We start from the raw sequence: 25,993 nt of genomic DNA on the forward strand, positions 1-25,993 counted from the left end.
GGCGTCGGTGTCTCGAAGGCGCGCTTACTTGCCATTGCGCGTAGTCGTCGTGGTGTCGAGCGGAATCACTTGACCCGTCTCATAGCGATGCACGGCGCTCGCGGCGACCGCGGCATCGGCGGGGCCGAGCGTCTGCGGATTCACGAGGTCTTGCGGGTTCGCGACCTGCGCCGCGAGGTTGGTGTAGGTGGCACAGCCCCATTGCATCGACGGGCGTCGCACGCCGGAATCGAACAACAGCGAGGCGCGCGTGAGTTTCTCGCAGTCGGGCGGCACGGCGGCGTTGCCGTCGTAACCAATGACGCGTGAATCGGGCATGCTCACGGGCGGCTTGATGAAGCAGCCAGCAAGCGGCAAAGCGAGCGAGCAGGCGGTGAAGAGCGAAATGAAACGTGCGTGGTTCATGGCATCAGGCTCAATAGACGTAGCCGGCCGCGCCGACGAGACGAGGGTTTCCCGGTGCCGATTCGGTGCCCCCAAACATTCGGGCGAAACCATATTCGATGTCGCCGCTCGGCGACACCAGCGACTCGATCGGTGTGCGCAGCTTGGCCGGATCGGTCGGCTCGACGATATACGGCGTCACCATGATCACGAGCTCGGTCTTGTTGTTCTGGTAGTTCGACGAGGAAAACAGCTTGCCGAGCACAGGGATCGAGCCGATGCCGGGTACTTGCGATACGAGGTCGGTCGTATTGCTCTGGAGCAGCCCGCCAATGGCGAAGCTCTGACCGCTCGCCAGTTCGACGGTGGTATCCGCGCGGCGCACCGAAAGGCCCGGCACGGTCACGCCGTTGGTCGTCACGCTTGCCGTCGTGTCGATCTGGCTGACTTCCGGCCGCACTTTCAGGCTGATGCGGCGGTCGTTGAGCACGGTCGGCGTGAAGTCGAGCTTGACGCCGAACTGCTTGAATTCGACCGTGATCGCGCCGTTGATCTGCGACACCGGAATCGGAAACTCGCCGCCCGCGAGGAAGCTCGCCGTCTGGCCCGAAAGCGCGACGAGATTGGGCTCGGCGAGCACCGTGAGCAGGCCTTCCTGATTCAGCGCATCGACTAGCGCGCGGATATCGGTGTTGGCCGTCCGGAACCCGCCGAACAGCGAGTAAGCGTTGTTGGTCGCGAGATTGAGCGGATAGGTCACCGAGCCCGACGAAGTCGTGATGGGCTGGTTGTAGTTGTAGATCTGACGGCCGCTGAAGATGCCGCTATACCAGTTGCCGGCCGCGCTGCCGATAGCCTGCCAGTTGATGCCCCACTGCTGCGTCACGTTGCGGTCCACTTCCGTGATCCGCACCCGCAGTTGAATCTGCAAGGGCTTGTCGATGGTCATGCGATTGACGAGCACTTCCTTGTCCGCGAGCATCGGTGTGATGGCCTGCACGACGGTATCCGCCTCGGCGGGATTCTGCGCCTGGCCCGTCAGAATGAGCGAGCCCTGTATGCCGTTCACATCGATATTCGTGTTGGGAAAGCGCGCCTTCAGCATGGCGCGCAACGCGACCATGTCGCGCGTCACGACAACGGTCTTCTGAAAGATCGGCTTGTTGTTCGCGCCGAGCGCGTAGACCGTGGTGGAACCGGCCTTCTTGCCGAGCACGAAGACCGCGCGCGGCGACGGCACCTGCACATCCGCGACGCTCGGGTCGGCCACGAACACCGAAACGGCGTCCTCGGGCAGATGAAGCATCGAGCCTTTGCCTGCATCGAGTGCGAGTACGCCCTGGCTTGCCTCGGCGGTAGCGGCACCTTTAGACGGCACGGCGCCCGCGCCCGGACGAGCCGCGACGTTGATCACCTGAGCGCCGGCGGCATGCGCGAGCGGCGTCAGGCCGAATGCCGCGCACACGAGCGCGAGCAGGCTCGCCGCGGTGGGCAGCATCGGCGTCGATCTCGAACTGAACTGCGTTTTCATGACTATCTTTTCCTTGGTCGCCGGATCACCGCCGGCTTGGGGCATTAGCGCTGGACGGGAAGCGACGGAACGCCGGGCAACGGTGGCGCGTTCTCGGGCGCCCCGCCTGCCGCCTGGGCGACGTTCTGACCATCCGACTTTTCCGAGCCCCGATAAACCATCACGGTGCGCGGCATGGGCGGCGCGGCGGCCACGCCAGGCGCGCTCTGCGGCGCGCGGCTTGCGTGCGGCAACGAGCGAACGGCGCGCGAGATGTCGCCGGCCCAGATTGGCGGACGTTCGGTCGACGTCGCGCTGGCTGCCGCGGCGGCGGCGGCCGGATCGCGACTTGCAGTAGCAAACGAGCGCAAGGCGAGCGAGAGACTGCCGAGGCGCGCGGCAACCGCCACGACTTCGCCCATGCGCGGCGTCACTTCGAGCGTGACGGTGCGCGCTCGCGCGCTCATATCGGGTACGTCGCTGCTGGCCTTCGGGCGCTTGATTTCCGAACCGACGGCCAGTACGCGCACATGTTCGACCACCGTTTCGCTCGACACCGCGAGGTCCGGCGAATCGGTGCGGCGGTCCATCTGCTGCGTGAGGATCAGGTCGATGTAGTCGCCCGGCTGGATCAGGCCGGCATTGCCGGAGACATCGTCGACGGCTACGGAGACGGCGCGCATCTCGGGCTTGAGCGTCGCGGCGAGAAAGCCCGGCGCGTTCGGCAGAATCACGTCGTCGGCGACGAGTACCGCGCCGCTTTCGACCGGATGGCGCAACAGCGCACCCTTGAGTTCCGGCGCGTTCTGCGCGCCCGACACGACGGCATTGACCGGCACTTCGTTGGCCGGCATCGGTTTCCAGGTGATGTCCTCGTCACGCAGAAGCAAGCCCTGCGGCAAGGCGGCTGCACTGACCAGCACCTTCTCCGTGTTGACGGTGGGCGCGGACGGCTTGCTCGCGCTTGCCACCACCACACGCACGACCAGAGCGATGAGCAGGGCGCCGACGAGAAGAACGGCGAACTTGATGAAGTTGGACATGTGAGTGCCGGCCTAATGCGTCATTAACAAGGGAAGCGCGGCCGGCAGCACGATCACAAGACCGCCGCCGAGCGCCAGCGCCACGCCGTAAGGCACGCCGCGCGCGCCGGAGAACATCGCCAGCGCGCGCATGGGAGACGATGTCTGATCGGCCTTCATGTTGCGGGTGGCGAGACTGACGAGGGACACCACGGTCCCGATCAGCGAGATGAGCGTGAGAGCCGGCAGCGACAGACTGACGCCAGCCCAGAGAAAGATGACGGCCGCGAGTTTCGCGTCGCCTCCGCCGAGCATCTTTGCGGCGAAAAGCGCGGCGCAGATCGCGAACACGACACATGCGAGTTTCAGATGCGCGATGATCTCGTCGAGCGACAGCTTTCGCAGCAACGCATCGACAAAGAAGAGCGAACCGATCGCAAGCACGATCCCGGTCGGCAGGCGACGCGCACGGACATCGATGACGGCGAGCACCAAGAGCGCGCACAGCACGATGAGACGGATGGCAAGGGATGCGAGCAGCACGATGGACCGGATACCGAGTGAAAGAAAGGGGGAGATCCGCGAGACGCGGATCTCGAATACGTCGTTACTTCTGGGCGGCGGTGACTTTGGTGTTGAGGTACGTGAACCAGCCCGAAACGCTGGTGCTGAACGTGCCTGCCACGGCGACGAGCGCCACGCCGACGATCCCAGCCAGAATCGCGTATTCCATCGCGCTGACGCCACGTTCGTCGCGGATGAATTTCTTGAAAAACTTGGTCATTTTGGTCATTCCTTGTTTTTGCATTGAGTAGGTAGGTGCGGCCCGGCATTAGGGGTACCGGGTACAGCAATCCTAGCTAGAGCCACAAGGAATTACTTCGTCATTTAGAGGCCGGAAATGGCCTTAATTCGACGTTTTAAAATGAATGAACTAGACCGCTGTCGGCAAACAACGCTAAAACTTTATAGAGAGAAATTTTTCTTTTAGCGTGTTTAAAGCGTGTCTTGACAGCGAGCGAGCGACTCTCCGTGCCTTTGCATTTTTTTCAGAAAACGTTTGCGAGGCGTTCGGGCTGCGCCTTTACATGCAGGGCTTCGACGACGTTCGAGGCCGCCGCCGCGACCGATGCCGCTTAATATTCAAGCATCGCTAAAACCGGATATCGCGCTGTAAGGTTAATGCTACAACCATTAATACCTGCTTGTCACGCGCTTTAGCACGTTCTGCAAACTTTTTGTTTAACCTTGAGCGCGACTGTCATCGGGCGCAATATCCCACTATTTCTTTTCCTTGCGTCTGGCATCGTTCGGGAAAATCGGCATGTCGATATCCTTGCTCGCCGAGCGCAAGTCGTCACGCGCTTCCTCCGCCAGTTTTGCATAGCGCTTACGAAAAATGGCCAGGTCTTTCTCGTCGAGTTCTTCGAGGTCGAGTAAAGCGTTATGCGCGTTGTCCACTGCACGGATCAATTCATCGAGCTTGATCTGCATGGCGGCCGTATCGCGGTTCTGGGTGTTCTGGATGAGGAACACCATGAGAAACGTGACGATGGTCGTCGACGTGTTGATGACAAGCTGCCATGTGTCGCTGAAGTGAAAGATCGGCCCGGAGACGGCCCACACGATCACCAGCACGACCGCAATGATGAACGTCGACGCATGTCCCGCCACGCGCGAGAGACCATTCGAGAATTTGAGGAACCAGGAAGACTTCATGTGAGCATCTCTCGGTCGTTATCTTGTGCGCGGTTAGAATACCTTCTGTGAAAGCCAAGCCCACACTCCATTCTGCTATCGACTTCAATGCCGCGTCGGACATCGTGGCGCGGCGGCTGATCGGCGCCATCGTCACTTTCGATGGCGTCGGTGGACGTATCGTCGAAACCGAAGCATACGACCGCGAAGATCCCGCTTCGCATACTTTCTCGGGTCTCACGCCGCGCAACGCGGTCATGTTCGGACCGTCCGCTCATGCTTATGTCTATCGATCCTATGGCATCCACTGGTGTCTGAACTTCGTTTGCCGCGAAGAAGGTCATGGCGCCGGCGTGCTGATTCGCGCCATCGAGCCGCTCGTCGGACTCGATCTCATGCGCGAACGACGCGGGCTCGAACCCATCAAGCTGCTTTGTTCCGGTCCGGGCCGCCTAGCGCAAGCCCTGGGCATCACGCATAAGCAGAACGGCATGTCGCTGCTCGAAGCGCCGTTCTGCGTCGAAGCACCGGACGATGCAGTCGATATCGTGAGCGGGCCGCGCATCGGCATTTCCAAGGCAATGGACGTGCCCTGGCGCTTCGGCCTCGCCGGGTCGAGGTTCGTGAGCAAACCCTTTCCATCCTCTTCTTGAAACATCATCCACTCGATTGAGACGCGCGAGCATCTTTCCGAGCCTGGAGAGCATTCACGCGATTCCGGCAAAGACATACAGTGCATCCATGCCACGACACATGGCAATCAACCAAAAGGAGCACACCATGTCCCGCATTTCCAAAGTCGATGTGAACGAAGCCACGGGTGACACCGCCGAACTCTTCGCCAAGATCAAGAAGGCCGCAGGCCGCGTACCCAATGCGTATGCAACCGTCGGCACGCATAGTCCCGGCGCGCTCGCGGCATCGCTCGCCAATGACGCGACGCTCGCTAAAAGCAGTTTGAGCAAAGCCGATATCGAAGCCGTGAAGCTCGCCGTTAGCGGACAGGCAGGTTGTGATTATTGTGAAGCCGCGCACACGGTCGTCGGCAAGCTGGCCGGTCTCACGCAGGAAGAAACGAAGCAGATTCGCGCGGGTATCGCCACTGGCAACGATAAACGCGATGCGCTCGTGCGCTTCGTGCGCGAAGCCACCGGTTCACGCGGCACGGTGAAAGCCGAAGTGCTCGATGCCGTGCGCGCGGCAGGTTACAGCGACGCGCAAGTGATCGACGCGCTCTTCGCCGCGAGCGTCATCAACTTCACGAATCTCTTCAATCGCGTGAACGACACCACGCTGGACTTCCTAGCGCTGGTTTAACTCTCGCGGCCACCCTTGCCGATCTTGTCGAGCACCGCGCTCACGATATCGATCGGTATGGGGAAGACGATCGTCGTGCTCTTGTCACTGGCGATCGTCGTCAACGTCTGCAAGTAGCGCAGTTGCATGGCTTGCGGCGCCTGCGCCAGCATCTGAGCCGCTTGCAGAAGTTTCTCGGATGCCTGCAACTCCCCTTCCGCATGAATGATCTTCGCGCGGCGCTCGCGCTCGGCTTCGGCCTGGCGCGCGATGGCGCGGATCATCGTCTCGGCGATATCCACGTCCTTGATCTCGACATTCGATACCTTGATGCCCCAGGCATCGGTCTGGGCATCGAGCACGCGCTGAATGTCGCTGTTCAGGCGCTCGCGTTCCGAGAGCAGATCGTCGAGTTCATGCTTGCCGAGTATCGCGCGCAAGGTGGTCTGCGCGAGCTGACTCGTGGCTTCCAGAAAACGCGCGACCTGAATCACCGCTTTCTCCGGATCGACGACGCGAAAGTACACCACCGCATTCACCTTCACCGAGATGTTGTCGCGCGTGATGACATCCTGCGGCGGCACGTCGAAGACGACGGTCCGCAGGTCCATCCGCACTACTTGCTGCACCGCCGGAATGATCAGCACGAGCCCCGGCCCCTTCACTTTCCAGAAGCGGCCGAGCGTGAACACGACGCCGCGTTCGTACTCGCGAAAAATGCGCACCGACGAAAGCACGAGAATGATGACGAGCGCAATGACAATGCCGCCAAACCCAAAAGTAAGCCCCATTTTTAATGCCTCGTTAGTGTTGATGCGATTGCCGGTCGCGCTCCAGCGCTTCGACCATGAGCGTCAGTCCGTGCCGCGACAGCACACGCACGAGCGCGCCCTCGCCTGGAAGTTCTCGCGATGAAGCCGTCTGCACGCGCCAGCGTTCACCGTGCACACGCGCCCAGCCACTTGCGGGCGCGGCGCCGGTTGCATCGAGCATCACGCCGATACTGCCTGGCATCGCTTCGCTGCCGCTCACCACGGGCCGCTTGCGCGCCTTCAAGGCGACGCTCGACACGCCGAACACGAAGAGCGCGGCCACGATAGCGAACCCCGTCAAGAGGCTCAAGGGCATGCCGAAGGCAGGCACTCCGCTATTGACGAGCATGAGCGCGCCGGTCGAAAACACAATGATTCCGCCGATGCCGAGCGCGCCGAAGGTCGGCAGGAACATTTCCGCGACGAGTAAGCCGAGCCCCAGCACGACGAGACCCAGACCGGCGGAGTCGAGTGGCAAGAACGTGGCCATCAGCGACATATGACTGAGCCACTCGGAAAGATGGGTTTTCATGGGCGACGACCGCTGGGGACGATGCTGCTTTCAGCTTACGCGCGAAATGCGCGCTCAGGGCTGCGTTGTCGTCCGGTCGATGATCTTTTCGACATCGGCGGTCTCGCCTAATTCCGATACGAAGCGCGCTTTGTCGAAATCGCGCGTGACGCAGCCGTCGAGATAGATGAAGCGGCGCTGGATCGTAAGCCACAGGCTGGTGTGCTCGCGCCACTGCAGCGACGCGTTGAGCGCGTTGAGGCGGCGCGTCGTGCTCTCGGCGATTTCCCGGTCGTACGCGTAGCTGTTCGAGAGGCGGCAGCGTCCCGCGATCCAGCAGCTATTGCCGCGCTCGATGCGGTAATGCGCTTCGTCGCGCCATTCCTGTTCGGTTTCGACGGGACCGCGCGGGGTCGGGCAATTCGCGATTGCTTTCGATACTTGCATGAACGGGTCGTCACCGCGATTGACGCGTGCTTCATCGGCGAGTGCCGCAAGCGTGATGGGCAGCAGGCACGCCAACGCGGTCAGATAGCGCCATCCGGGCGGGACTTTCGATGTCATCGCTCTTTGCTCCCTTGCCAAAGCATAGCCGGTAGACTGACAGAAGCATCTTCCCGCATCTTTCGCATCTTTTCGAACGGGACCGACATGAAACAGGCACTTCAACATCTGACGGTTGCAACCGGCTCGCGCGGTTTGCACGAAGTCACGCGCGCCATCGACCGCTGGGTCGATCATCAGGATATCCGCACCGGCTTGCTGACCATCTTCTGCAGACACACGTCCGCGTCGCTCTTGATTCAGGAGAACGCTGATCCCGACGTGCGCACGGACCTCGAACGCTATTTCGAAACCGTCGCCCCCGAAGCGCCGGGCCGCTATGTCCACGACGCCGAAGGTCCCGACGACATGCCCGCGCATCTGCGCACCGCGCTCACCACCGTCCAGCTCTCGATTCCGGTCGAAGCGGGCCGCATGGTGCTCGGCACGTGGCAAGGCATATACGTATTCGAGCACCGCACGGCATCGCATGATCGCGAACTGGTGTTGCATCTGATCGGCGAGTGACCTAATATACGCTCCGCGTACATTCAAGGAGCGACGACCGTGAGCCAGCAACAGACCGTGCTTCGCGACGCCATGCGGCGTCTGAACATGACCCGCGATGCCTTCGCGGCCCGCATCGGCGTGTCGCGGCGTGCGCTGGACACATGGCTTCTGCCGGACGAGTCGCCGGAATCGCGCGCCATGCCGGAGATCGCCGCGCGCTATGTCGGCGAGATTCTGGACGGCATGCCCGAGGGTGGAACATCTACGCAAAGCGTATATCCGTCGATTGCATACGAAGGCCGCCCGCAGCTCGTCTCCATCGATCAGTTCTCGCGTGAATCGGCCGAAGCGCTCTTTCGCACAGCGGACATGATGCAGCCCATCGCGCGGCGCCGCAAAATCACGCGCGTGCTGGAGGGCGCGGTGCTGGCGAACCTGTTCTTCGAGGCGAGCACACGTACCCGTGTGAGTTTCGGCTCGGCGTTCTGTCGGCTTGGTGGCTCGGTGGTCGACACGACCGGCTTCACATTCTCGTCGATGGCGAAGGGCGAATCCATCTACGACACGAGCCGCGTGATCAGCGGCTATGCGGACGCTATCGTCGTGCGGCATCCCGAGCAAGGCTCCGTCGCGGAGTTCGCGCGTGCGACCAACATTCCCGTGATCAACGCTGGCGACGGCCCCGGCGAGCATCCGAGCCAGGCGCTGCTCGACCTCTACACGATCCAGCGCGAGTTTTCGCGGCTCGGGAAGATAGTCGATGGCGCGCATATCGCGATGGTCGGCGACCTCAAATATGGCCGCACCGTCCATTCGCTTGCCAAGCTGCTCTCACTTTACAAGGGCCTCAAGTTCACGCTGATTTCGCCGGGTTCGCTGGAAATGCCGGCGCATATCATCGAGCGAATCGCGCGAGGCGATCATGTCATCGAACAGACGAGCGATCTGCGCGCGGGTCTTGCGGGCGCGGATGTCGTCTATGCCACGCGCATTCAGAAAGAGCGTTTCGCGGACGAGTCCATCGAAGGCTATACGCCGGACTTCCAGATCAACCAGGCGCTCGTGAACGAAGCCTGCGGACGCGACACGCTCATCATGCATCCGCTGCCGCGCGACAGCCGTCCCGGCGCGAACGATCTCGCCACCGACCTGAATCACGATCCGCGTCTTGCCATCTTCCGGCAAACCGACAACGGCATTGCAGTCCGCATGGCGATCTTTGCCGTTCTGCTGGGCGTTGAGCATCAGGTGCGGCATTCCATGCGCGACGCGACGTGGAAATCGCCGGCCTCCATCGGCCCGGACGACGCGGTTTTTCAGGGCTTCGATTAATGAGATTTTTACGCGCCGCATCTGTTTCCTGATACGGCGTTGACAAGGCCCCGCGTATGCTTATATCAAGAAAAGACGCGATGGAGCCCGATCATGGATATGACACTTGCGCAGTTTGCCGGCCATCACGGCGGCGCTTGTCAGCGGTTGCGGATCATGGCGCGCGCCCGCATGGCGAACGACGATGCATCTTGCGAGCGCATCCGCCAGTTGTTTCACTCGCCTCTCGGCGTATATGTCAGTCAGGCGCAGCGTGAAGGATGCGCCCTAAGGCTCGAATTCGATGTAGCGAGCGAAGACCTTGCGTTTACATTACGCACTTTGCGACGGGTCATGCCGGAAGCGCGGGTCGAAGGCGTCGGTCCGCGAGTGTTCGCGCATCGAGTGATAAGCCGTGAAGCGCATTGACCCGTTGCCGCGCGACTGACTGGGGAAGTCAGTCGCACATGCAGGACGTCAACGCGGCGGCGTAACTTGGTTTGCGGTTAATTCACCGGACTGGCTGTCTGCCCAGCGCATGGCGGCTTCGAACTCGGCGTCGGACATGACGTAGGTGTCAGGGTCCATCTGAATGCCCCGTTCGATCTCCGCCTCCTCTTCCGGCGTATTGCGGTAAAACCTGTACGATGCTTCGCTCATATCTCTCATTCTCCCGGTTATTGGCGCGACGCAAGCTGATGATTCGCAATGCGCCGCCTCGCTGCGTGAACACCACGCAATGTACTTTCCCTTCTATCGGCACGAAGCCGACCTCGCGTACCTCGCCGTAGTCGCGACGAGCGTCTGCGTGACACATCACCTCTCGCCACGCGATTTCCCGCGTACGTTCCAGCGACATGCCATGACGATTGACGTTCGCCGCGTCCTTCTGCGGATCGAACAAGATGTCGATGTGCATTATCGTGACTACATGAAAGAAGTTTGACAAGAGGCGTTCAAGCGGCGTCACAAAATTTTTCTTCGTGATCCGAATGAAACAGCCTGCCGTCATTCTTGCTCTTTCGTCACGGTTTCTCTATAGACCGATCGGCTAACGCGCACGTGTGATCCTGCAGTTCTTCCGACGAAGCCCAGTCACCCGGTTGCACATGATCGTTGAGAAGAAAGAATCCGGGCTTGCCACCGGGCAGCCATGCGCCGGCCAGCAACAGCGTCTGGTCGCCCATCGTTTGTCCGCGACGCGCCGCGTAAGGCGCGAGCAGCGCAAAAGGATCGGTATGCGTAAGATCCGCGTCGTCGATCCGCATGGCGTCGTACCGATGCCCGCGCAAGCGCACCGGCAACGGCGCCCATTCGCGGCCGATGCCCGGCCCGACTTCGCGCAACGTCTGCGCGACGTCGGACGCGAGGCAGTCGATATGAATATGCAACTGGTTCTGCGTGCGCCCGCTTGCCGAGTTGATTGCAAGCGACACTTGATCGCGTGGCAAGGAGCGGCGAAGCTTGTCATCGACATAACGGCGCGCTTGCCATGCGTCGCGCCAATAATTCGGCGTCTGCGGCTCCAGTATCAAGGGACTTTCGATGCCGCTCACACGCGCCGTCGGAATCAACAGATATTGCGCGACGCCCACGATATCCTTCAACACCGCGTAGCCGCCCGCGAGGTTTACGTCGGCGCATTTCTGCTTGACCGGCGCGCCCTCGGCGGCGGGTTCGCAATAGTCGTGGACGATTTCCCACAGCGCGTTCGGATTCGCCGCGCGCGCAGTGGAAAGCGTCGTGCAGAAGGCCGTGACAGCGAGAAGGCAAAGCTTGTGGAGGTTTCGCATGGGCATGATTCGGGCAGCGCTGGATAAGAGGACAGCGTGCCGGATTATGCTTGCAAGCGTGTGAACATGCTTCGGATGTGACCAAGCCCGGTGCAGCGTCGAGCCACACGAGGCCGGTTCGAACCACTCAGGCGGCCTTCATCGCCTTATCCCCCGCGCGCTCCACCGGATGCTGCTCCTTCAGCTTGTTCTGCACGCGCGCCGCCTCGAAGTACGACGAATTTGGCGGACGCTTCAGGTATTGACCCGCGCCGCGTACCGCGCGCAAATCGCCATCGGTCCAGGCGAGTTCGCCGCGCGTGAGCGTATGCGTGGCCACGCCTTGCACCGTCATGCCCTCGAACACATTGAAGTCCACCTTCTGATGATGCGTCTTCACGGAGATGGTCCGCGTCGCCGCCGGGTCCCACACGACGAGGTCCGCATCCGAACCCACCTGCACCGCGCCCTTCCTCGGATACAGATTGAAGATCTGCGCCGCGTTGGTCGATGTCACGCGCACGAACTCGTTCGGCGTGAGACGCCCCATGTTCACGCCGTGATGCCACAACACCGACATCCGGTCTTCCACGCCGCCGCAGCCGTTTGGAATCTTCGTGAAGTCCTCTCGCCCCATGGCCTTTTGCGATGCACAGAACACGCAATGATCCGTCGCCGTCGTGTGAAGCTGCCCGGACTGCAGCCCGCGCCACAGCGCCTCGCGATGCTCGCTCGTGCGAAACGGCGGGCTCATCACGTGCGCGGCGGCACGCGTCCAGTCGGGATCGCGATACACCGATTCGTCGATCACGAGATGCCCCGGCAGCACTTCGCCGAACACACGCAGGCCGTCGTTGCGAGCACGCGCAATGACATCGACGGCATCTTTCGCCGATACATGCACGATGTAGATAGGCACGCCGAGCACCTGCGCGATGCGAATCGCGCGATTGGCCGCCTCGCCCTCCACTTCAGGCGGCCGCGAAAGCGGATGCGCCTCCGGTCCCGTGAAGCCCTTCGCAAGCAGTTGCTTCTGCAACTGGAACACGAGCTCGCCGTTTTCCGCATGCACGGTCGGCAGCGCGCCGAGTTCGAGCGAGCGCGTGAAGCTGTTCACGAGCACTTCGTCATCGGCCATGATCGCGTTCTTGTAGGCCATGAAATGCTTGAAGCTGGAGACGCCGTGCTCATGCACGAGCAGGCCCATGTCGCGATGCACCGATTCGTCCCACCACGTCACCGCGACGTGAAAGCCATAATCCGCCGATGCCTTCGCGGCCCAGCCGCGCCACTCCTTGAACGCTGCCATGAGCGGTTGCTTCGGGCTCGGAATCACGAAATCGATGATGCTCGTCGTGCCGCCCGACAAGCCCGCCGCCGTGCCGGTATAGAAGTCGTCGCTGGCGGTCGTGCCCATGAAAGGCAGTTCCATGTGCGTGTGCGGATCGATCCCGCCGGGCATCACGTACTGTCCGCCCGCGTCGACGATCTTCGTGCCCGCCGGTACTTCGAGATCCGGCCCGATCGCCAGGATCGTGCCGCCGGACGCGGCGTCGGCGCACAACACATCTGCGCGATAGCTGCGTTCTGGATCGATGATGGTGCCGCCGCGAATCAGGGTTGGCATTGTCTTCTCCTTGCGAATCTTGGGCTTCGAAAATTCCTTCGGACGCTCATGCGCTCAGAACCCCGGCCTGCGGGCTGCCACGCAGCTTCATCCACGAACCATACACGAGCGCGGCCAGCACGAGCCCGACGAACCAGGCATACGTATAAAGCATGTTGAAGAACGCCGGCACGTTCGGGAACGACGCGGGGAACGCCGTATGCAGGAAGCCCGGCAGATTGGGCAGCACGCCGACGAGCAGCGCCACGACCGCCGCGATATTCCAGCCGCCGCTATACGAATATTCGCCGTGTTCATCGAAAAGTTCGCGGTGATCGAGCCGGGTGCCGCGAATCAGGAAGTAATCGACCATCAGAATGCCCGCGACGGGCCCGAGCAACGCCGAGTAACCGACGAGCCAGGTAAAGATATAACCCTGCGTGGTGGCGAGAATCTTCCACGGCATCATGACGATGGCGATCGTCGCCGTGATCATGCCGCCCGCGCGATACGAAATGCCCTTTGGCCAGAGACTCGAAAAATCGTAAGCCGGACCGACGAGATTGGCCGCAAGATTGCAGCACATGGTATCGAGCGTGAGGATGACGAGCGCAACGCCCACGCCGATGCCCGTCATGCGGCTCGTCAGGTCGATCGGGTCCCAGATCGCCTTGCCGTAGATCACGACCGTCGCCGATGTCACCACCACCGAAATCACGGACAACAAGGCCATCGGCGCAGGCAGACCGATGGACTGCCCGATCACCTGATCGCGCTGCGAGCGGGCGAAGCGCGTGAAGTCGGGAATGTTCAGCGCGAGCGTCGCCCAGAAGCCGACCATCGCGGTGAGACCCGGCCAGAACGTCGCCCAGAAGAGTCCTTCCTTCTTGCCACCCGCGACGAACTGCGACGGCGCCGACAACATGTTGCCGATGCCGCCCGCCTTGCTCGTCGCCCACCAGACGAGCGCGATGCACATCAGCACCTTGATCGGCGCGGACCAGCTTTCGAGCCAGCGGATTGAATCGGTACCATGCACGATGAAGTAAATCTGCAGCGCCCAGAACACGAGGAAGCACGCAAGCTGTCCGTCGGAGATGTCGAGAAGCGGCAGCGCCGCGCCGTGCAGCGCGTTGCCCGTGAGAATGTTGAGCAGCGTGTAGATCGCGCTGCCGCCGAGCCACGTCTGAATGCCATACCAGCCGCATGCGACGACGGCCCGCAACAGCGCCGGTAACTTCGCGCCCTGCGTGCCGAACGACGAGCGCACCAGCACCGCGTAAGGAATGCCGTGCTTCGCCCCCGCGTGACCTATCAGGAGCATCGGCACGAGCACGATCAGGTTGCCGAGCAACACCGTCACCACCGCCTGCCACGGCGACATGCCCTGCTCGGTGAGCCCCGCCGCGAGCATGTAGGACGCGATGTTCATCACCATGCCGACCCACAGCGCCGCGAAGTGATACCACTTCCACGTGCGCTGCGCGGGACCCGTTGGCGCGAGGTCGTCGTTATACAGGCTGCTCGCCTGCAAGTTGGCCGCGAAATTCGGATCGACAGATTGCGCTGTCTGCTTCATCGGACGAACTCCTGTTGATCGTTGCAATGACTTCAGGCGGCTTTGGCGGCTTCTTCCGCATCGACACGCGCCGGATTGTTCGGATGCGTGGTCCAGTTCGCGTACTCGCCGGCATCGACGCGTTCCATCGTGATGCATTGCTCGACCGGGCATACGTGCATGCACAGATTGCATCCGACGCACTCGGCATCGACGACTTCGAAGTGACGCTTGCCGTCTTTCTCCTTGAGAATGGCCTGATGAGACGTGTCCTCGCACGCAATATGGCACAGCCCGCACTTGATGCACTTGTCCTGATCGATGCGCGCCTTGATGTCGTACTTGAGATTGAGGTACTTCCAGTCCGTCACGTTCTGCACCGCGCGCCCGCGAATGTCGTCGAGCGTGGCGTAGCCTTTTTCGTCCATCCAGTTCGAGAGGCCGTCAGCAAGATCGGAGACGATGCGAAACCCGTAGTGCATCGCCGCCGTGCACACCTGCACGCTGCCCGCGCCGAGCACCATGAATTCGGCGGCGTCGCGCCAGGTGGAGATTCCGCCGATGCCCGAGATCGGCAAATCGGGCGTTTCGGGGTCGCGCGCGATCTCGGCGACCATGTTGAGCGCAATCGGCTTCACGGCCGGGCCGCAGTAGCCGCCGTGCGTGCCTTTGCCATCGACGGTGGGCATCGGCGCCATCTGGTCGAGGTCGACGGAGACGATCGAATTGATGGTGTTGATGAGCGACACGCCATCCGCGCCGCCCTTGAACGCCGCGCGCGACCCCATGCGAATGTCGCTGATATTCGGCGTGAGCTTCACGAGACACGGCAACTGCGTGCCTTCCTTCACCCAGCGCGTGACCATCTCGACATACTCCGGCACTTGCCCGACCGCCGCGCCCATGCCACGCTCGCTCATGCCATGCGGACAGCCGAAGTTGAGTTCGACCGCATCCGCGCCGGTGTCTTCCACCTGCGTGAGAATCCACTTCCAGTCTTTCTCGTTGCACGGCACCATCAACGAGACGATCAGCGCGCGGTCCGGCCAGTCGCGCTTCACTTGCGCGATCTCTTTCAGGTTGATGTCGAGCGGGCGGTCGGTGATCAGCTCGATGTTGTTCAGCCCCGCCATGCGTTGCCCGTTCCATTGCACGGCGCCATAACGCGAACTGACGTTGACCACATGCGGGTCGAGTCCGAGCGTCTTCCATACGACGCCGCCCCAGCCCGCTTCGAACGCGCGGTTGACGTTATACGCTTTGTCGGTCGGCGGCGCCGATGCAAGCCAGAACGGATTCGGCGATGTAATGCCAGCGATAGTGCAGCGAAGATCGGCCATGTTTTTATCGGCTCCGTATCGAATGCGTTGCGGGGTTTTTACGCGGCCTTGATCGCCGTGAGTTCGAAAGACGCGCCAATGGACGCCGCCGCGAGCTTGCCGTCCTGCACGGCCTGCACGGTGAGATCGAGTCCTTCGTGGGTCGCGCAGTCGCCGCCGGCCCAGACTTTGGCGAGCGTTGTCTGACGGTTCTCGTCGGTGACGATGCGCCCGCCATCGAGACTCAACAATTCCCGGTCGATACCCACCGGCACGAGCGTCTGCCCGATGGCCTTCAGCACCATGTCCGCTTCGATGATCAAGCGCTCGCCCGCGCGGTCGAACTCCACGCCCGTGACGTGTCCGTCCGCGCCGATCAGACGCACGGGGTTCGCATGCGTCACGATGGTCACGTTGTTGTTCTGCGCGAACTCCTGTTCCGCCCAGGTCGCGCCCATGTTCTCGACGCCGCGCCGGTACGCCATGGTCACCGAGGTCGCGCCGAGCTTGCGGCTTTGCACGGCGGCATCGACAGCCGTATTGCCGCCGCCGATCACCACCACACGCCGCCCGACCGGCACGCTCGCGAGGTCATCGGCCTGACGCACTTGCTCGATGAAATCCACCGCGTTCATCACGCCTTCGAGCGACTCGCCTTCCAGCGCCAGCTCACGCACACCCGCCAGACCGAAGCCGATGAACACCGCGTCGTATTGCTTGCGCAGTTCGTCGAGCGTCACATCGCGGCTGAGCGCCACGCCCGTTTTGATTTCGATACCGCCGATCGAATGCAGCCATTCGATCTCGCGTTGCGCGAAGTCTTCCACCGTCTTGTACGCCGCGATGCCGTATTCGTTGAGACCGCCGGGTTTGGCGCGCGCATCGAAAATGATCGCCTGATGGCCGGCCAGCGCGAGCCGATACGCACACGCAAGTCCTGCCGGTCCCGCACCGACGATCGCGATTCGTCGTCCCGTTTCCGGCGCGCGCTTGAATAAGGGTTCGCCGCGCGCCATCGCCGAATCGGTTGCATGGCGCTGCAGCGCGCCGATTCGCACCGGCTCGTCACCCGGATGGTTTCGAACGCAACTACCTTCGCACAGTATCTCGGTCGGACACACCCGCGAGCACATGCCGCCAAGCGGATTGGCCGAGAGAATATCGACGGCCGCGCCTTTGAGATTGCCGTGACTGATCTTGCGGATGAAGCTCGGAATATCGATCTGCGTCGGACAAGCCTGCACGCATGGCGCGTCATAACAGTAATGACAGCGGCTTGCCGCGGCGGCGGCGGCAGTCGCATCGAGCAAGGGCGCGACATCCGAAAACTCGCATGCGAGTTGTTCCTGCGTGAGCCTGTGGCCCGCAATCTTCATGGTCATACGCGTTCCTTCTTCGATATGAGGACGTAGCGATTCCCGCCGTTCGCGCGGGACGACGCGAACGGTGCTTTGGAAAAAATCGACGAATAGCCGTTAAGAGACGGGTTCCGACGCGCGCTCGAGCATGGCGTGCAAAAGCACGTTCGCGCCCGCTTCGATCCATTCCTGCGAGGCGTCTTCTACTTCGTTATGGCTGATGCCGTCGACGCAAGGCACGAATACCATCGACGTCGGCGCGACTTGCGAGAGGTAGCACGCGTCGTGGCCCGCGCCCGACACCATGTCGCGATGCGAATAGCCGAAGCGTTTGGCTGCCGCGCGCACGGAGTCGACGCACGCGGCATCGAACTTGATGGGTTCGTAGTAAAAGATCTGCTCGAGTTCGGTCGAAAGGCCGATGCCGCCCGCAATGCGCTCGACGCCTTCGCGCAGCGCGGCGTCCATTTTCGCGAGCACGGCGTCGTCGGGATGACGGAAGTCCACGGTGAAGAACACGCGGCCCGGAATCACGTTGCGCGAGTTCGGATAGACCTGCATCATGCCGACCGTGGCGCAGGCGAACGGCGCGTGATCCAGTCCGATGCGGTTGACGAGATCCACCACGCGCGATGCGCCGAGCAACGCGTCTTTGCGGCGCGGCATGGGCGTCGGGCCCGCATGCGCTTCCTGACCCGTCAGCGTAATCTCGTACCAGCGCTGGCCCTGCGCATCGGTGACGACGCCGATGGTTTTGTCCTCGGCTTCGAGAATCGGGCCCTGCTCGATATGCAATTCGAACGCCGCGTGCAGCTTGCGGCCGCCGCACGGAACATCGCCTGCATAACCGATACGTTCGAGTTCTTCGCCGATGGTCTTGCCATCGACGTCCTTGCGCGACAACCCGTAATCGAGCGAGAACACGCCTGCGAATACGCCCGATGCGACCATCGCCGGCGCGAAGCGGGAGCCTTCTTCGTTGGTCCAGATGACGACCTCGACGGGATGCTCCGTCTCGATCCCGTGATCGTTGAGCGTGCGGATGACTTCGAGGCCGCCGAGCACGCCGTAGATGCCGTCGAAGCGGCCGCCCGTCGGCTGCGAATCGGCGTGAGAGCCCGTCATGACGGGCAGCGCGTCGGGATGACGGCCCGCGCGGCGCATGAACACGTTGCCCATCTGGTCGACGCTCACCGTGCAGCCCGCTTCTTTCGCCCAACTCACGATGAGATCGCGCCCTTGCTTGTCCAGATCGGTCAGCGCGAGCCGGCAGACACCGCCTTTGGGCGTTGCGCCGATCTTCGCCATCGACATCAGGCTGTCCCACAGACGTTGACCGTTGACCTTGATGGACGTGTCGAGACCAGCCTCTCTCATTGCATCCGTAACCGCGTTCATGCGCCTCGCTCCTTACGATGAACTTCGTATGTCGGGGACTGCTTTTCGTGCATCCGGCGCGCGGCGGGTGCAGACTTGCACGCGTGCGGTGCATGCTTTTACTTGTACGATCGATGCTGCATTCGAGCCATTCGGCTTCGCTTCAAATCCTGTCCGACTGGACAGGTTGTAGCCGATTAAAATAAGCAAATCAACGTCTTTCGTGTTGAAGCGAACAGAGCGAGAAGCGTGCCATTGCGCTGCAGCATCACTTGGTCGAACTTGCTGAGGCATGCAGAATTGAGAACAGCGCGGCATGCACGAACGCCGCAAATCAGGCACGATGCGGCACACGAGGCCTACGGAAGGAACAATGAGACACGACGAAGCGTCGCCCGGCATCGAAGAAAGCAATAACGTCGTTCCGCCTTTGCGGCGGCGCAAGGCACAAATTCGCGAGACCAACGAGGCTCACCTTTTAGCTTGCGCCGAAGCCGTTTTCGCCGAGAAAGGCCTCGAAGGCGCGAGCACCGCGATGATCGCCGAGCGCGCCGGCCTGCCGAAAGCCAATCTGCATTACTACTTCCCGACCAAGCTCGCGCTCTATCGACGCGTGCTCGAAGACCTCTTCGAAGACTGGCATCGCGCGGCGGATACGTTCGAATGCAGCGACGATCCTGCCGAAGCGATCGGCGGTTATGTGCGCGCAAAGATGGAGTTGTCGCGGCGCCGGCCGCTCGGATCGAAAGTCTGGGCAAGCGAGATCATTCACGGCGCGCATCACATGCAAGACGTGTTGAACGAACGCGTAAAACCGTGGCTCGATACGCGCGTCACGGTAATCGAAGGATGGATCGCGCGTGGACTGCTTGCGCCTGTCGAACCGCAGACCTTCATGTTTCTGATATGGGCGATCACTCAGCATTACGCCGATTTCGACGCGCAAATTCGCGCGCTGAAGGGCAAGCGCGCGCTGACTCGAAAGGCGTTCGACGAGGAGACCGAGGAAGTCGTGCGGCTGGTGCTTCGCGCGTGTGGCGCGCGTTCGCCGGGCAACGAAATCCGATAGCCGCCTAGGTGGCGGCCAGCGTTATTTCAAAAACAGTGCAGGCACGCCGTTTTTCACTTCGCGCGAGTTGAATTCGACGACCTTGCTCGTGTTGTTTTTAATGCAGATAGCAATTTCAGGCGCCTTCGCGGCAATTTGCTGCTTGACGTACGCGTCGATGGAATTTATCCGGAGTTTATTAACGTTGTCGAGGTAAATCGCGCCAACGGACTGCGGCGTGCGGGCACTTCCGGTAGGTGACTTGTTTTGATCGTCCCAATTGGTTGCGGCGGCGAATAGGTACAAGTAGACCGCCGTGGAGTCGGTGACGTCGCCACCCTGAGTCTGTATGAACGCGGTTTGATAGGTATAGTCCGTGATTACGGGCGTCGGAAACTTCATGAAAATAATGTCGCCCGGACCTACGCGCAGTTTCTCGTCTGCATTGTGCGGAGTGCCGCCGGAGTCAAGCCACGTATCCGAACTGGACTTTACGTAGTAGGTCGGAATATCGCTGCTGCACGCGGTGTTTCCATTATTGGAACAATTGTCGGTCGCGTATTGAAGGCTATCCGGCTTCCATGCATTGATAAAGTCGGCGTGAGCGGTATATAAACTGCCCCATTGCGGCGTCAGCACGCCGTTCACCATGATCGGGTCCATCGACAACTGCGCACCGTTCAGATCGCCGTTATTGCCAAGCGTGTATTGCAAGTTTAATTGCAGTTGCTGAATCTTGATCGGATACGCTTCGGGACATGAACCATCTTTGTTATTGTGGTAAGCCATGTTCTGAACGCCCGAGGAGAAATCCGGTTTAATGTGCTCGCCGTCCCAACAGTCTGGAAAATAGATCACGATGTCAAACTGCGCGTTGCCGTTCACAACGGGACAACTCGTCGGCGGATTCGCCATGTAGCCTACATTCTGGCAAAAATATGCAATAGCCGGATTTGCCGCGGTTCCGTGGTGGTCGCCGGCGAGCATCTCCAGACCTTGTGGGATAGCGGTGACGACCGGGAGCTCGGTGTTCTTTTGGTAGTAGGTCTTCTGGAAGTCGGGGACCACTATTCCGGCGGCGCGCTTCAATTGCGGCACCCAATAAGCGGACGCATCGGCCGTAATGTTGCACGTCGTGGCTTTATTCACATTCAGCTTTGCGAGGTCGCTAAAGGCATCGGTCGATCGGTTGCCGAAAAAATCGTGCTGCATGGCGAGTCCGGGTAATCCGTAACGAACAATGGAATCGTCGGGCTTCGTGTGAGAATACGCGCACTGTACGCTGAACTGACCGGCATAAACGCCGGTTGTCGTAGCTGCTAGGACGATTAGCAATAGAAGTCGCAGCAAGGAGGTGGCTTTTTTCATGACTATTCTCAGCTCTCTCGATAAAGTGAAATGCTCGCCGCAAGCATTGATTCACGTTGAATATCGACCTTTGAATTTATTGGCCGTCGTTCTGCCACATGAATTCTAGGATACCGGGACATCGAGAGAGCCTCGTTTTATTATTTTATTGACGCTCCTTTGCAAGTACGCGCGATATTTAACTCGTGCACATAAGCCGACTCATTTCGAAAGTGAACAAAACCGATCTGCGTTTCTTTTTTCGCGCCGGTTAAATCGAGCGATCGCCGCATTAAACAACGCGTCGAAATAAAAAACGCCGGCCGCAAAAATCGCGGTCGGCGTTCCTGGTGCTGCTTTCTGCAGAACTGCTCTACTACACTTCTCGCAAGTTACTACGCTTTCTGCCATCTACCTCACCTTCAACTGCCACTGCTACTGCCACCACCACTGCAACTTGCTGTTATTCGATCTATTAATGACCGAAGTAGACCGAGTTACGATCCGACATCGACGCTGACGGACGTGCGCCCGCTTGCGACGAACCCGCAGTCGATGCGCCGTACGACGACGTACCTTGCTGTGCATCCACGCGTGCTTCGGCTGCCTGGATGTTTTGCGGGTAGAACGCGTGGTCCGTCGACGGGTTATAGCCAGCCTTTTCCAACTGGACCAGCTCGGCGCGAACTTCTGCGCGGGTCACAGGGCCGTTGCTTTGTGCAAAGGCGAAAGTCGGAGCGGCCAGAGCCGAAGCAATAACGAGAGCCGGAACGAAAGACTTGATCATGATGAACCTCCTGGAATTTTGTTTTGAAATCGAAGACGAAGCCGGAAGCTTTTAAACAGTTTCTGATTTCGTTTCGCTTGAAAACAGTGTAGGAGGGACGCGACTTAGGGGAAACCCCGATTTGCAGGAAACATATTTGTCGAAGTCGCAACAATAGCGGACGCGCAACTGCATGGCCTCCGCAGTTCGACAGCCTTTAAGTCATTGTTTATATTAATACTTCCGCGCCAGATTGATGGCAGTACCACCAGTGTCGCCGAAAACATCATTACAGCGGCGTCAGACAATGGTCATCCTGACGCCAGCTAAAATCAGGGCGCTTTCACATGCTCCAACGCCGCGGCGACCAACTCCCGCAACAAGGGCTGAACGTCGCTCGCGCGCGCCTCATCGTAGGAATAAGGCGGTGCCTCGTTCATGTAAGTGGCCTGCGTGAGCTCCAGTTGCACCGCGTGGATCCCGTTGGCCGGCTGACCGTAGCGACGCGTTATGTAACCGCCCTTGAAGCGCCCGTTAGCCACCGTTGTGTAACGTCCGTCCGACTCCACGACCTGCGCGAGCCGCTCGGCCAGTTCAGGCGCCGCCGATGCTCCATCCGCCGTGCCGAAGTTGAAATCCGTGAGCCGGCCATTGAAGAAGCGCGGCACGACTGAGCGAATGGAGTGCGCCTCCCACAGCAACGCGTGCCCATGTTCCTCGCGCAAGGCGGCAAGTTCGGAAGCGAGCGCATCGTGATAAGGCTGCCAGTAGAGCGCGCGGCGCGCCTCGATCTGTTCGCGTGAAGGCTCATGACCTTCGAGATAAAGCGGCTCTTTCTCGAACGTATCGACGGGACAGAGGCCAGTCGTATCGCGGCCCGGATAAAGATTGGCGTCATCGGGCGGACGATTCAAATCAATGACATAACGCGCGAATTGCGGCAGCAGAATCGACGCGCCCATCTCGCGCGCAAAGTCATAAAGCCGTTCGAGATGCCAGTCGCAATCATCCACTTTCCGCGCGACTGGCGTCATTTCTTGCGCGAGCCCGTCGGGTATACGTGTGCCGCGGTGCGGGATCGAGATGAGCAACGGCGCCGTGCCGCGCTCGAGCGTGTAGATCGCACAATCGTCCATGTGATGCCTCGCGTTTTATTAGTCGATGAATGAACGCAGTGCGTCTTCGTCCGCCTGACAACTTGCGTCGATGATCTTGCATCCGCCGACGAAGACGTCGCGTTTCGGCGATTCACCATGCTCGCAGAAAACCCTATCGGAAAGCCAGCTTTTGGAGCCGCGTTCCTCCGTCGAGCGCGGCATCGAAAAGATAGTTGGCGCGATGCCGCACGCGTTGGCCGTCTTCCATCCATTCGAGCATTATGTTGCGTCGCCAGCCATCGGGCATCCGGCGCGATCCACGCGTTCACGGCGTATGGATGCCTATCTGCAACCACGACGCATCTTGCGATGCTTCGCACGCGACGCGTCCGTCCGCGCTTTCGATACGCAAGCTGTCGCCCGCTGCGAGCGCGATGCGTTCTCCATGGGCCAGCATGACGTTCAACATGCCGCGCGCGCAATGCAGAAACGTGACGTCGTGGTCCGGCGTCCATTCATGCGACTCGAAGCGGCTCGTCACCGAAGCATGCGCGCGACCGCGACGCGTCATCACGTTGAAGTCGCGCGTCGGACCTTGCACGAGCGCCGCGTGGATGGGCGTTTCGCCGGCAAAGCGCGCCATCGCGAGCGGCTCGTTCAACGTATGTACATAGTCGGGTTCGGCGAGCATCATGCCCGCGCCATCGAGCAGGATCAGCACGCGATCCACGCCCGCGAAGCTCGAAAACGCGCCATCCGCCGACACATCCGCGATGGAAAGCCGCCACGCGAACGTATCCATCGACGCGCCTTCCGGTTCCGCCGCGAGTTCGCGCGTAATGCCGCCGCCGTTCTTCCACGGCACGGCCGCGAGCGATGATGCGCGCAGGACGGTTGCCATGATCAAAAGTGGCCGGTGAACTGATAGCGGTCGCCGGGATGCCACAGATTCGCGACCGACGCCACCGTGTCGCGCGACCATGTTCGCCGATGCAGCAGCAGACACGGTCCGTGATCTTTCATCGCGAGCGCATGGCGAATCTCCGGCGATGGCAACGACGCCTCGATCCGATATTCGACCCGCTGCAAGGGCGCGGCCACCATCAGATATTGATTCGGCGTGATCTTCGTGAAGTCCTGACGCGCGTACTCGGGCGCAATGGCCGGATTCACGTAGCGCTCTTCGAGTTGCACGGGCTCGTCGTTTTCGAAGTGCAGCACGCGCGAATGAAACACGGGACTGCCGAGCGCAAGCTGCATTTCGGCCGCTAGCGCTTCATCCACGATAGAGGCACCCAGATGCAGCACCGCCGCGCGATACGCATGCCCGCGCGCGACGATTTCATCGGAGATACTGCGAATCTCGACCAGTGTCGAAGCGTATTTCGGCTGCGCCACGAACGTGCCCGCGCCCTGCACACGCGTGAGCACCTGTTCGGCCGTCAGTTCACGCACCGCGCGATTCACCGTCATGCGCGCCACTTTGAACTCGCGCGCGAGCTCGTTCTCGGAGGGCACCTGATCGCCCTCCTTCCATTCGCCGCCGTGAATGCGCTCGAGGATGTAGTCCTTGATCTCCTGATACGCGGGCGTGCTCATGCGCTTTGATCCGCGCTCTGTTCCGAGGCAAAGGAAAACGGACTGTGCTTTGCAATTTCGCCCGCCTGCACGAGCGTCGCAATGGCGGCGATATCGGGCGCGAAGTAATGATCGAGGTCGTAATGCGCGACTTGCGCGCGGATGGTCTGCATCACGTCGATAAGCGGCGCGCTCGTGCGATGCGGCGCGCGCAGATCGACGCCTTGCGCTGCCGCAAGCAGTTCGATGGCGAGAATATTGGCCGTGTTGCTCGCGATATCGCCGAGCTTGCGCGCGGCAAAGGTCGCCATGGACACGTGATCTTCCTGATTCGCCGAGGTCGGCAAGGAATCGACGGAAGCAGGATGCGCGAGCGTCTTGTTCTCGGACGCGAGCGCCGCCGCCGTCACATGCGCGATCATGAAGCCGGAGTTCACGCCGCCATCGCGTACGAGAAACGGCGGCAAGCCGGAAAGCGTCGAGTCGATCAGAAGCGCGATGCGGCGCTCGGCCAGCGCGCCGATTTCGGCGGCGGCGAGCGCGAGGTTATCGGCGGCGAAGGCAACGGGTTCCGCGTGAAAGTTGCCGCCTGAGAGCACTTCGCCCGTGTCCGGGAAAATCAGCGGATTGTCGGAAACCGCGTTCGATTCGATCAAGAGCACGTCGGCCGCATGACGCATCTGATCGAGACACGCGCCCATCACTTGCGGCTGACAGCGCAGGCTGTACGGGTCCTGAACCTTCTCGCAATCGGCGTGCGACAGGTTGATGCCCGAGCCCGCCAGCAACGTGCGATACGCCGCCGCCGAATCGATCTGCCCGCGATGTCCGCGCAACTCATGGATACGTGCATCGAACGGCACGACGGAGCCTGCGGCCGCGTCGACGGACAGCGCGCCCGCAACGAGGCCGGTGCGGAACAGGTCCTCGATGGCAAAGAGGTTGTAAAGCGCGAGCGCCGCCGATGCCTGCGTGCCGTTCAACAGCGCGAGCCCTTCCTTCGCCTGCAACGTGAGCGGTTCGAGCCCGGCCAGCTTGAGGCCATCTAGCGCGCTTGCGCGTTCGCCGCGCACCATGACTTCGCCTATACCGAGCAGCACCGTCGACATATGCGCGAGCGGCGCGAGATCGCCCGACGCGCCGACCGAGCCTTTCACGGGGATGACGGGCAATACATCGGCATTGAAAAGCGTGACGAGGGCGTCGATCACTTCGCGGCGAATGCCCGAATGGCCTCGCCCGAGACTCGACAGCTTGAGGGCCATCAAAAGACGCACGACCGGTCGCAACATCGGTTCGCCGACGCCGACCGCATGCGACAGCACCAGGTTGCGCTGCAGAAGTTCGAGCTGATCGGCGGGAATGTGAGTGTTGGCGAGCCGCCCAAAGCCCGTATTGATGCCGTAGGCCGGATCACCCTTGGCGGCGATCGCGGCAACGGCGCGCGCGCTCGCGTCGATAGCGGCGAAGCTCGCGGGATCGAGACTCAGCGAATCCGATCCGCGCGCGATGCGGCGCAATTGCGGCAGCGTGAGCTTGCCAGGCGTGAGCGTAATCATGTTTCTTCCTG

General features: G+C 61.2%; 28 protein-coding genes and 1 pseudogene. 6 read left to right on the top strand and 23 right to left on the bottom strand.

The genetic code is table 11. The features are described from left to right. Window positions 1-24 precede the first annotated feature (24 nt). The 6 genes from NCR40_RS18215 to NCR40_RS18240 form a co-directional block, all read right to left on the bottom strand. A complete protein-coding gene (locus NCR40_RS18215; protein ID WP_244829395.1) occupies window positions 25-405 on the bottom strand; it encodes a CpaD family pilus assembly lipoprotein in 381 nt (126 codons plus the stop codon). Between the two features lie 10 nt (window positions 406-415). After that, window positions 416-1,915, bottom strand: coding sequence for a type II and III secretion system protein family protein (locus tag NCR40_RS18220; RefSeq protein ID WP_250510186.1), 1,500 nt, complete (start codon window positions 1,913-1,915; stop codon window positions 416-418). A 44-nt stretch (window positions 1,916-1,959) separates the two neighbouring features. Continuing rightward, entirely contained in the window at window positions 1,960-2,937 is a 978-nt protein-coding gene (cpaB, locus tag NCR40_RS18225; RefSeq protein WP_244829393.1) for a Flp pilus assembly protein CpaB, read from the bottom strand. Between the two features lie 12 nt (window positions 2,938-2,949). Further along, window positions 2,950-3,459, bottom strand: a complete 510-nt coding sequence (locus NCR40_RS18230; RefSeq protein WP_250510187.1) for an A24 family peptidase — start codon at window positions 3,457-3,459, stop codon at window positions 2,950-2,952. Between the two features lie 64 nt (window positions 3,460-3,523). After that, window positions 3,524-3,700: a Flp family type IVb pilin gene (locus NCR40_RS18235; protein WP_244829391.1), complete on the bottom strand. Its 177-nt coding sequence runs from the start codon at window positions 3,698-3,700 to the stop codon at window positions 3,524-3,526. Between the two features lie 497 nt (window positions 3,701-4,197). After that, window positions 4,198-4,635 carry a low affinity iron permease family protein gene (locus NCR40_RS18240; RefSeq protein ID WP_244829390.1) on the bottom strand — a complete coding sequence of 146 codons (438 nt, stop codon included), beginning with the start codon at window positions 4,633-4,635 and terminating at the stop codon, window positions 4,198-4,200. A 47-nt stretch (window positions 4,636-4,682) separates the two neighbouring features. On the opposite strand from NCR40_RS18240, the gene NCR40_RS18245 reads away from it, so the two are divergent. Together NCR40_RS18245 and NCR40_RS18250 are read left to right on the top strand one after the other, a co-directional pair. Beyond that, window positions 4,683-5,267 carry a DNA-3-methyladenine glycosylase gene (locus NCR40_RS18245; protein ID WP_244829389.1) on the top strand — a complete coding sequence of 195 codons (585 nt, stop codon included), beginning with the start codon at window positions 4,683-4,685 and terminating at the stop codon, window positions 5,265-5,267. A 127-nt stretch (window positions 5,268-5,394) separates the two neighbouring features. Beyond that, entirely contained in the window at window positions 5,395-5,931 is a 537-nt protein-coding gene (locus NCR40_RS18250) for a carboxymuconolactone decarboxylase family protein (protein ID WP_250510188.1), read from the top strand. On the opposite strand, the gene NCR40_RS18255 is transcribed toward NCR40_RS18250, so the two are convergent. From NCR40_RS18255 to NCR40_RS18265, 3 genes and pseudogenes are all read right to left on the bottom strand, one after another. Further along, on the bottom strand, window positions 5,928-6,701 hold the full coding sequence (locus tag NCR40_RS18255; RefSeq protein ID WP_244829387.1) for a slipin family protein: 774 nt from the start codon (window positions 6,699-6,701) through the stop codon (window positions 5,928-5,930). The genes NCR40_RS18250 and NCR40_RS18255 overlap by 4 nt on opposite strands. A 13-nt stretch (window positions 6,702-6,714) precedes the next feature. After that, window positions 6,715-7,200 (bottom strand): annotated as a pseudogene (locus NCR40_RS18260) (NfeD family protein); the annotation flags it as partial. Window positions 7,201-7,308: 108 nt separating this feature from the next. Next, window positions 7,309-7,797 (bottom strand): BON domain-containing protein, encoded by a 489-nt coding sequence (locus tag NCR40_RS18265; protein ID WP_250510189.1) that lies wholly within the window; start codon window positions 7,795-7,797, stop codon window positions 7,309-7,311. A gap of 87 nt (window positions 7,798-7,884) precedes the next feature. On the opposite strand from NCR40_RS18265, the gene NCR40_RS18270 reads away from it, so the two are divergent. The 3 genes from NCR40_RS18270 to NCR40_RS18280 all read left to right on the top strand — a co-directional run bounded on the left by NCR40_RS18270 (window position 7,885) and on the right by NCR40_RS18280 (window position 10,026). Then, a complete protein-coding gene (locus tag NCR40_RS18270; protein ID WP_244829385.1) occupies window positions 7,885-8,304 on the top strand; it encodes a secondary thiamine-phosphate synthase enzyme YjbQ in 420 nt (139 codons plus the stop codon). Between the two features lie 72 nt (window positions 8,305-8,376). Continuing rightward, a complete protein-coding gene (locus NCR40_RS18275) occupies window positions 8,377-9,618 on the top strand; it encodes an aspartate carbamoyltransferase (protein WP_244829687.1) in 1,242 nt (413 codons plus the stop codon). Between the two features lie 93 nt (window positions 9,619-9,711). Then, window positions 9,712-10,026 (top strand): hypothetical protein, encoded by a 315-nt coding sequence (locus tag NCR40_RS18280; RefSeq protein ID WP_244829384.1) that lies wholly within the window; start codon window positions 9,712-9,714, stop codon window positions 10,024-10,026. A gap of 48 nt (window positions 10,027-10,074) precedes the next feature. Here NCR40_RS18280 and NCR40_RS18285 read toward each other — a convergent pair whose 3' ends face one another. From NCR40_RS18285 to NCR40_RS18320, 8 genes are all read right to left on the bottom strand, one after another. Further along, window positions 10,075-10,257 (bottom strand): hypothetical protein, encoded by a 183-nt coding sequence (locus tag NCR40_RS18285; protein ID WP_250467472.1) that lies wholly within the window; start codon window positions 10,255-10,257, stop codon window positions 10,075-10,077. Then, window positions 10,175-10,609: a BrnT family toxin gene (locus NCR40_RS18290; RefSeq protein ID WP_309848733.1), complete on the bottom strand. Its 435-nt coding sequence runs from the start codon at window positions 10,607-10,609 to the stop codon at window positions 10,175-10,177. The genes NCR40_RS18285 and NCR40_RS18290 overlap by 83 nt, the downstream gene beginning before the upstream one ends. Before the next feature lie 13 nt (window positions 10,610-10,622). Continuing rightward, window positions 10,623-11,390, bottom strand: a complete 768-nt coding sequence (locus tag NCR40_RS18295; RefSeq protein ID WP_250510190.1) for a CDP-diacylglycerol diphosphatase — start codon at window positions 11,388-11,390, stop codon at window positions 10,623-10,625. 127 nt (window positions 11,391-11,517) lie between these two features. After that, window positions 11,518-12,996 (bottom strand): dihydropyrimidinase, encoded by a 1,479-nt coding sequence (hydA, locus tag NCR40_RS18300; protein ID WP_250510191.1) that lies wholly within the window; start codon window positions 12,994-12,996, stop codon window positions 11,518-11,520. 46 nt (window positions 12,997-13,042) lie between these two features. Further along, a complete protein-coding gene (locus tag NCR40_RS18305; protein ID WP_250510192.1) occupies window positions 13,043-14,554 on the bottom strand; it encodes an NCS1 family nucleobase:cation symporter-1 in 1,512 nt (503 codons plus the stop codon). 32 nt (window positions 14,555-14,586) lie between these two features. After that, window positions 14,587-15,873, bottom strand: coding sequence for an NAD-dependent dihydropyrimidine dehydrogenase subunit PreA (gene preA, locus NCR40_RS18310; RefSeq protein WP_244829380.1), 1,287 nt, complete (start codon window positions 15,871-15,873; stop codon window positions 14,587-14,589). A gap of 38 nt (window positions 15,874-15,911) precedes the next feature. Continuing rightward, complete coding sequence (locus NCR40_RS18315; RefSeq protein WP_250510193.1) at window positions 15,912-17,234, bottom strand: NAD(P)-dependent oxidoreductase; 1,323 nt, start codon at window positions 17,232-17,234, stop codon at window positions 15,912-15,914. A gap of 93 nt (window positions 17,235-17,327) precedes the next feature. After that, on the bottom strand, window positions 17,328-18,608 hold the full coding sequence (locus tag NCR40_RS18320; RefSeq protein ID WP_250510194.1) for a Zn-dependent hydrolase: 1,281 nt from the start codon (window positions 18,606-18,608) through the stop codon (window positions 17,328-17,330). A gap of 352 nt (window positions 18,609-18,960) precedes the next feature. Between NCR40_RS18320 and NCR40_RS18325 the strand changes: the two genes are divergently transcribed. Next, window positions 18,961-19,656, top strand: coding sequence for a TetR/AcrR family transcriptional regulator (locus NCR40_RS18325; RefSeq protein ID WP_250510195.1), 696 nt, complete (start codon window positions 18,961-18,963; stop codon window positions 19,654-19,656). Window positions 19,657-19,677: 21 nt separating this feature from the next. Here the strand turns inward: NCR40_RS18325 and NCR40_RS18330 are convergent, their stop codons facing one another. From NCR40_RS18330 to hutH, 6 genes are all read right to left on the bottom strand, one after another. Next, complete coding sequence (locus NCR40_RS18330; protein WP_250510196.1) at window positions 19,678-21,003, bottom strand: DUF1996 domain-containing protein; 1,326 nt, start codon at window positions 21,001-21,003, stop codon at window positions 19,678-19,680. Between the two features lie 454 nt (window positions 21,004-21,457). Further along, entirely contained in the window at window positions 21,458-21,766 is a 309-nt protein-coding gene (locus NCR40_RS18335; RefSeq protein ID WP_244829686.1) for a DUF4148 domain-containing protein, read from the bottom strand. Between the two features lie 314 nt (window positions 21,767-22,080). After that, window positions 22,081-22,884 (bottom strand): N-formylglutamate deformylase, encoded by an 804-nt coding sequence (gene hutG, locus NCR40_RS18340; RefSeq protein WP_250510197.1) that lies wholly within the window; start codon window positions 22,882-22,884, stop codon window positions 22,081-22,083. 286 nt (window positions 22,885-23,170) lie between these two features. Next, window positions 23,171-23,746: a HutD/Ves family protein gene (locus NCR40_RS18345; RefSeq protein ID WP_244829374.1), complete on the bottom strand. Its 576-nt coding sequence runs from the start codon at window positions 23,744-23,746 to the stop codon at window positions 23,171-23,173. Window positions 23,747-23,748: 2 nt separating this feature from the next. Then, entirely contained in the window at window positions 23,749-24,444 is a 696-nt protein-coding gene (gene hutC / locus NCR40_RS18350; RefSeq protein ID WP_250510198.1) for a histidine utilization transcriptional repressor HutC, read from the bottom strand. Next, complete coding sequence (hutH, locus tag NCR40_RS18355; RefSeq protein WP_250510199.1) at window positions 24,441-25,982, bottom strand: histidine ammonia-lyase; 1,542 nt, start codon at window positions 25,980-25,982, stop codon at window positions 24,441-24,443. Before hutH ends, hutC begins: the two co-directional genes overlap by 4 nt. Window positions 25,983-25,993: the final 11 nt, after the last annotated feature.

Origin of the sequence: Caballeronia sp. GACF4 (assembly GCF_023631025.1) — a bacterium.
GTDB lineage: Bacteria > Pseudomonadota > Gammaproteobacteria > Burkholderiales > Burkholderiaceae > Caballeronia.

Excerpts from the sequence above, each read along its gene's own strand:
- NCR40_RS18295 (WP_250510190.1), bottom strand. The coding sequence starts at position 11,390 with ATGCGAAACCTCCACAAGCTTTGCCTTCTCGCTGTCACGGCCTTCTGC.
- NCR40_RS18235 (WP_244829391.1), bottom strand. The coding sequence starts at position 3,700 with ATGACCAAGTTTTTCAAGAAATTCATCCGCGACGAACGTGGCGTCAGC.
- hutH (WP_250510199.1), bottom strand. The coding sequence starts at position 25,982 with ATGATTACGCTCACGCCTGGCAAGCTCACGCTGCCGCAATTGCGCCGC.
- hutG (WP_250510197.1), bottom strand. The coding sequence starts at position 22,884 with ATGGACGATTGTGCGATCTACACGCTCGAGCGCGGCACGGCGCCGTTG.
- NCR40_RS18330 (WP_250510196.1), bottom strand. The coding sequence starts at position 21,003 with ATGAAAAAAGCCACCTCCTTGCTGCGACTTCTATTGCTAATCGTCCTA.
- NCR40_RS18285 (WP_250467472.1), bottom strand. The coding sequence starts at position 10,257 with ATGAGCGAAGCATCGTACAGGTTTTACCGCAATACGCCGGAAGAGGAG.
- hutC (WP_250510198.1), bottom strand. The coding sequence starts at position 24,444 with ATGAGCACGCCCGCGTATCAGGAGATCAAGGACTACATCCTCGAGCGC.
- preA (WP_244829380.1), bottom strand. The coding sequence starts at position 15,873 with ATGGCCGATCTTCGCTGCACTATCGCTGGCATTACATCGCCGAATCCG.
- NCR40_RS18315 (WP_250510193.1), bottom strand. The coding sequence starts at position 17,234 with ATGACCATGAAGATTGCGGGCCACAGGCTCACGCAGGAACAACTCGCA.
- NCR40_RS18240 (WP_244829390.1), bottom strand. The coding sequence starts at position 4,635 with ATGAAGTCTTCCTGGTTCCTCAAATTCTCGAATGGTCTCTCGCGCGTG.
- hydA (WP_250510191.1), bottom strand. The coding sequence starts at position 12,996 with ATGCCAACCCTGATTCGCGGCGGCACCATCATCGATCCAGAACGCAGC.
- NCR40_RS18345 (WP_244829374.1), bottom strand. The coding sequence starts at position 23,746 with ATGGCAACCGTCCTGCGCGCATCATCGCTCGCGGCCGTGCCGTGGAAG.
- NCR40_RS18275 (WP_244829687.1), top strand. The coding sequence starts at position 8,377 with ATGCGGCGTCTGAACATGACCCGCGATGCCTTCGCGGCCCGCATCGGC.
- NCR40_RS18265 (WP_250510189.1), bottom strand. The coding sequence starts at position 7,797 with ATGACATCGAAAGTCCCGCCCGGATGGCGCTATCTGACCGCGTTGGCG.
- NCR40_RS18250 (WP_250510188.1), top strand. The coding sequence starts at position 5,395 with ATGTCCCGCATTTCCAAAGTCGATGTGAACGAAGCCACGGGTGACACC.
- NCR40_RS18290 (WP_309848733.1), bottom strand. The coding sequence starts at position 10,609 with ATGACGGCAGGCTGTTTCATTCGGATCACGAAGAAAAATTTTGTGACG.
- NCR40_RS18220 (WP_250510186.1), bottom strand. The coding sequence starts at position 1,915 with ATGAAAACGCAGTTCAGTTCGAGATCGACGCCGATGCTGCCCACCGCG.
- NCR40_RS18255 (WP_244829387.1), bottom strand. The coding sequence starts at position 6,701 with ATGGGGCTTACTTTTGGGTTTGGCGGCATTGTCATTGCGCTCGTCATC.
- NCR40_RS18320 (WP_250510194.1), bottom strand. The coding sequence starts at position 18,608 with ATGAACGCGGTTACGGATGCAATGAGAGAGGCTGGTCTCGACACGTCC.
- cpaB (WP_244829393.1), bottom strand. The coding sequence starts at position 2,937 with ATGTCCAACTTCATCAAGTTCGCCGTTCTTCTCGTCGGCGCCCTGCTC.
- NCR40_RS18215 (WP_244829395.1), bottom strand. The coding sequence starts at position 405 with ATGAACCACGCACGTTTCATTTCGCTCTTCACCGCCTGCTCGCTCGCT.
- NCR40_RS18280 (WP_244829384.1), top strand. The coding sequence starts at position 9,712 with ATGGATATGACACTTGCGCAGTTTGCCGGCCATCACGGCGGCGCTTGT.
- NCR40_RS18270 (WP_244829385.1), top strand. The coding sequence starts at position 7,885 with ATGAAACAGGCACTTCAACATCTGACGGTTGCAACCGGCTCGCGCGGT.
- NCR40_RS18305 (WP_250510192.1), bottom strand. The coding sequence starts at position 14,554 with ATGAAGCAGACAGCGCAATCTGTCGATCCGAATTTCGCGGCCAACTTG.
- NCR40_RS18325 (WP_250510195.1), top strand. The coding sequence starts at position 18,961 with ATGAGACACGACGAAGCGTCGCCCGGCATCGAAGAAAGCAATAACGTC.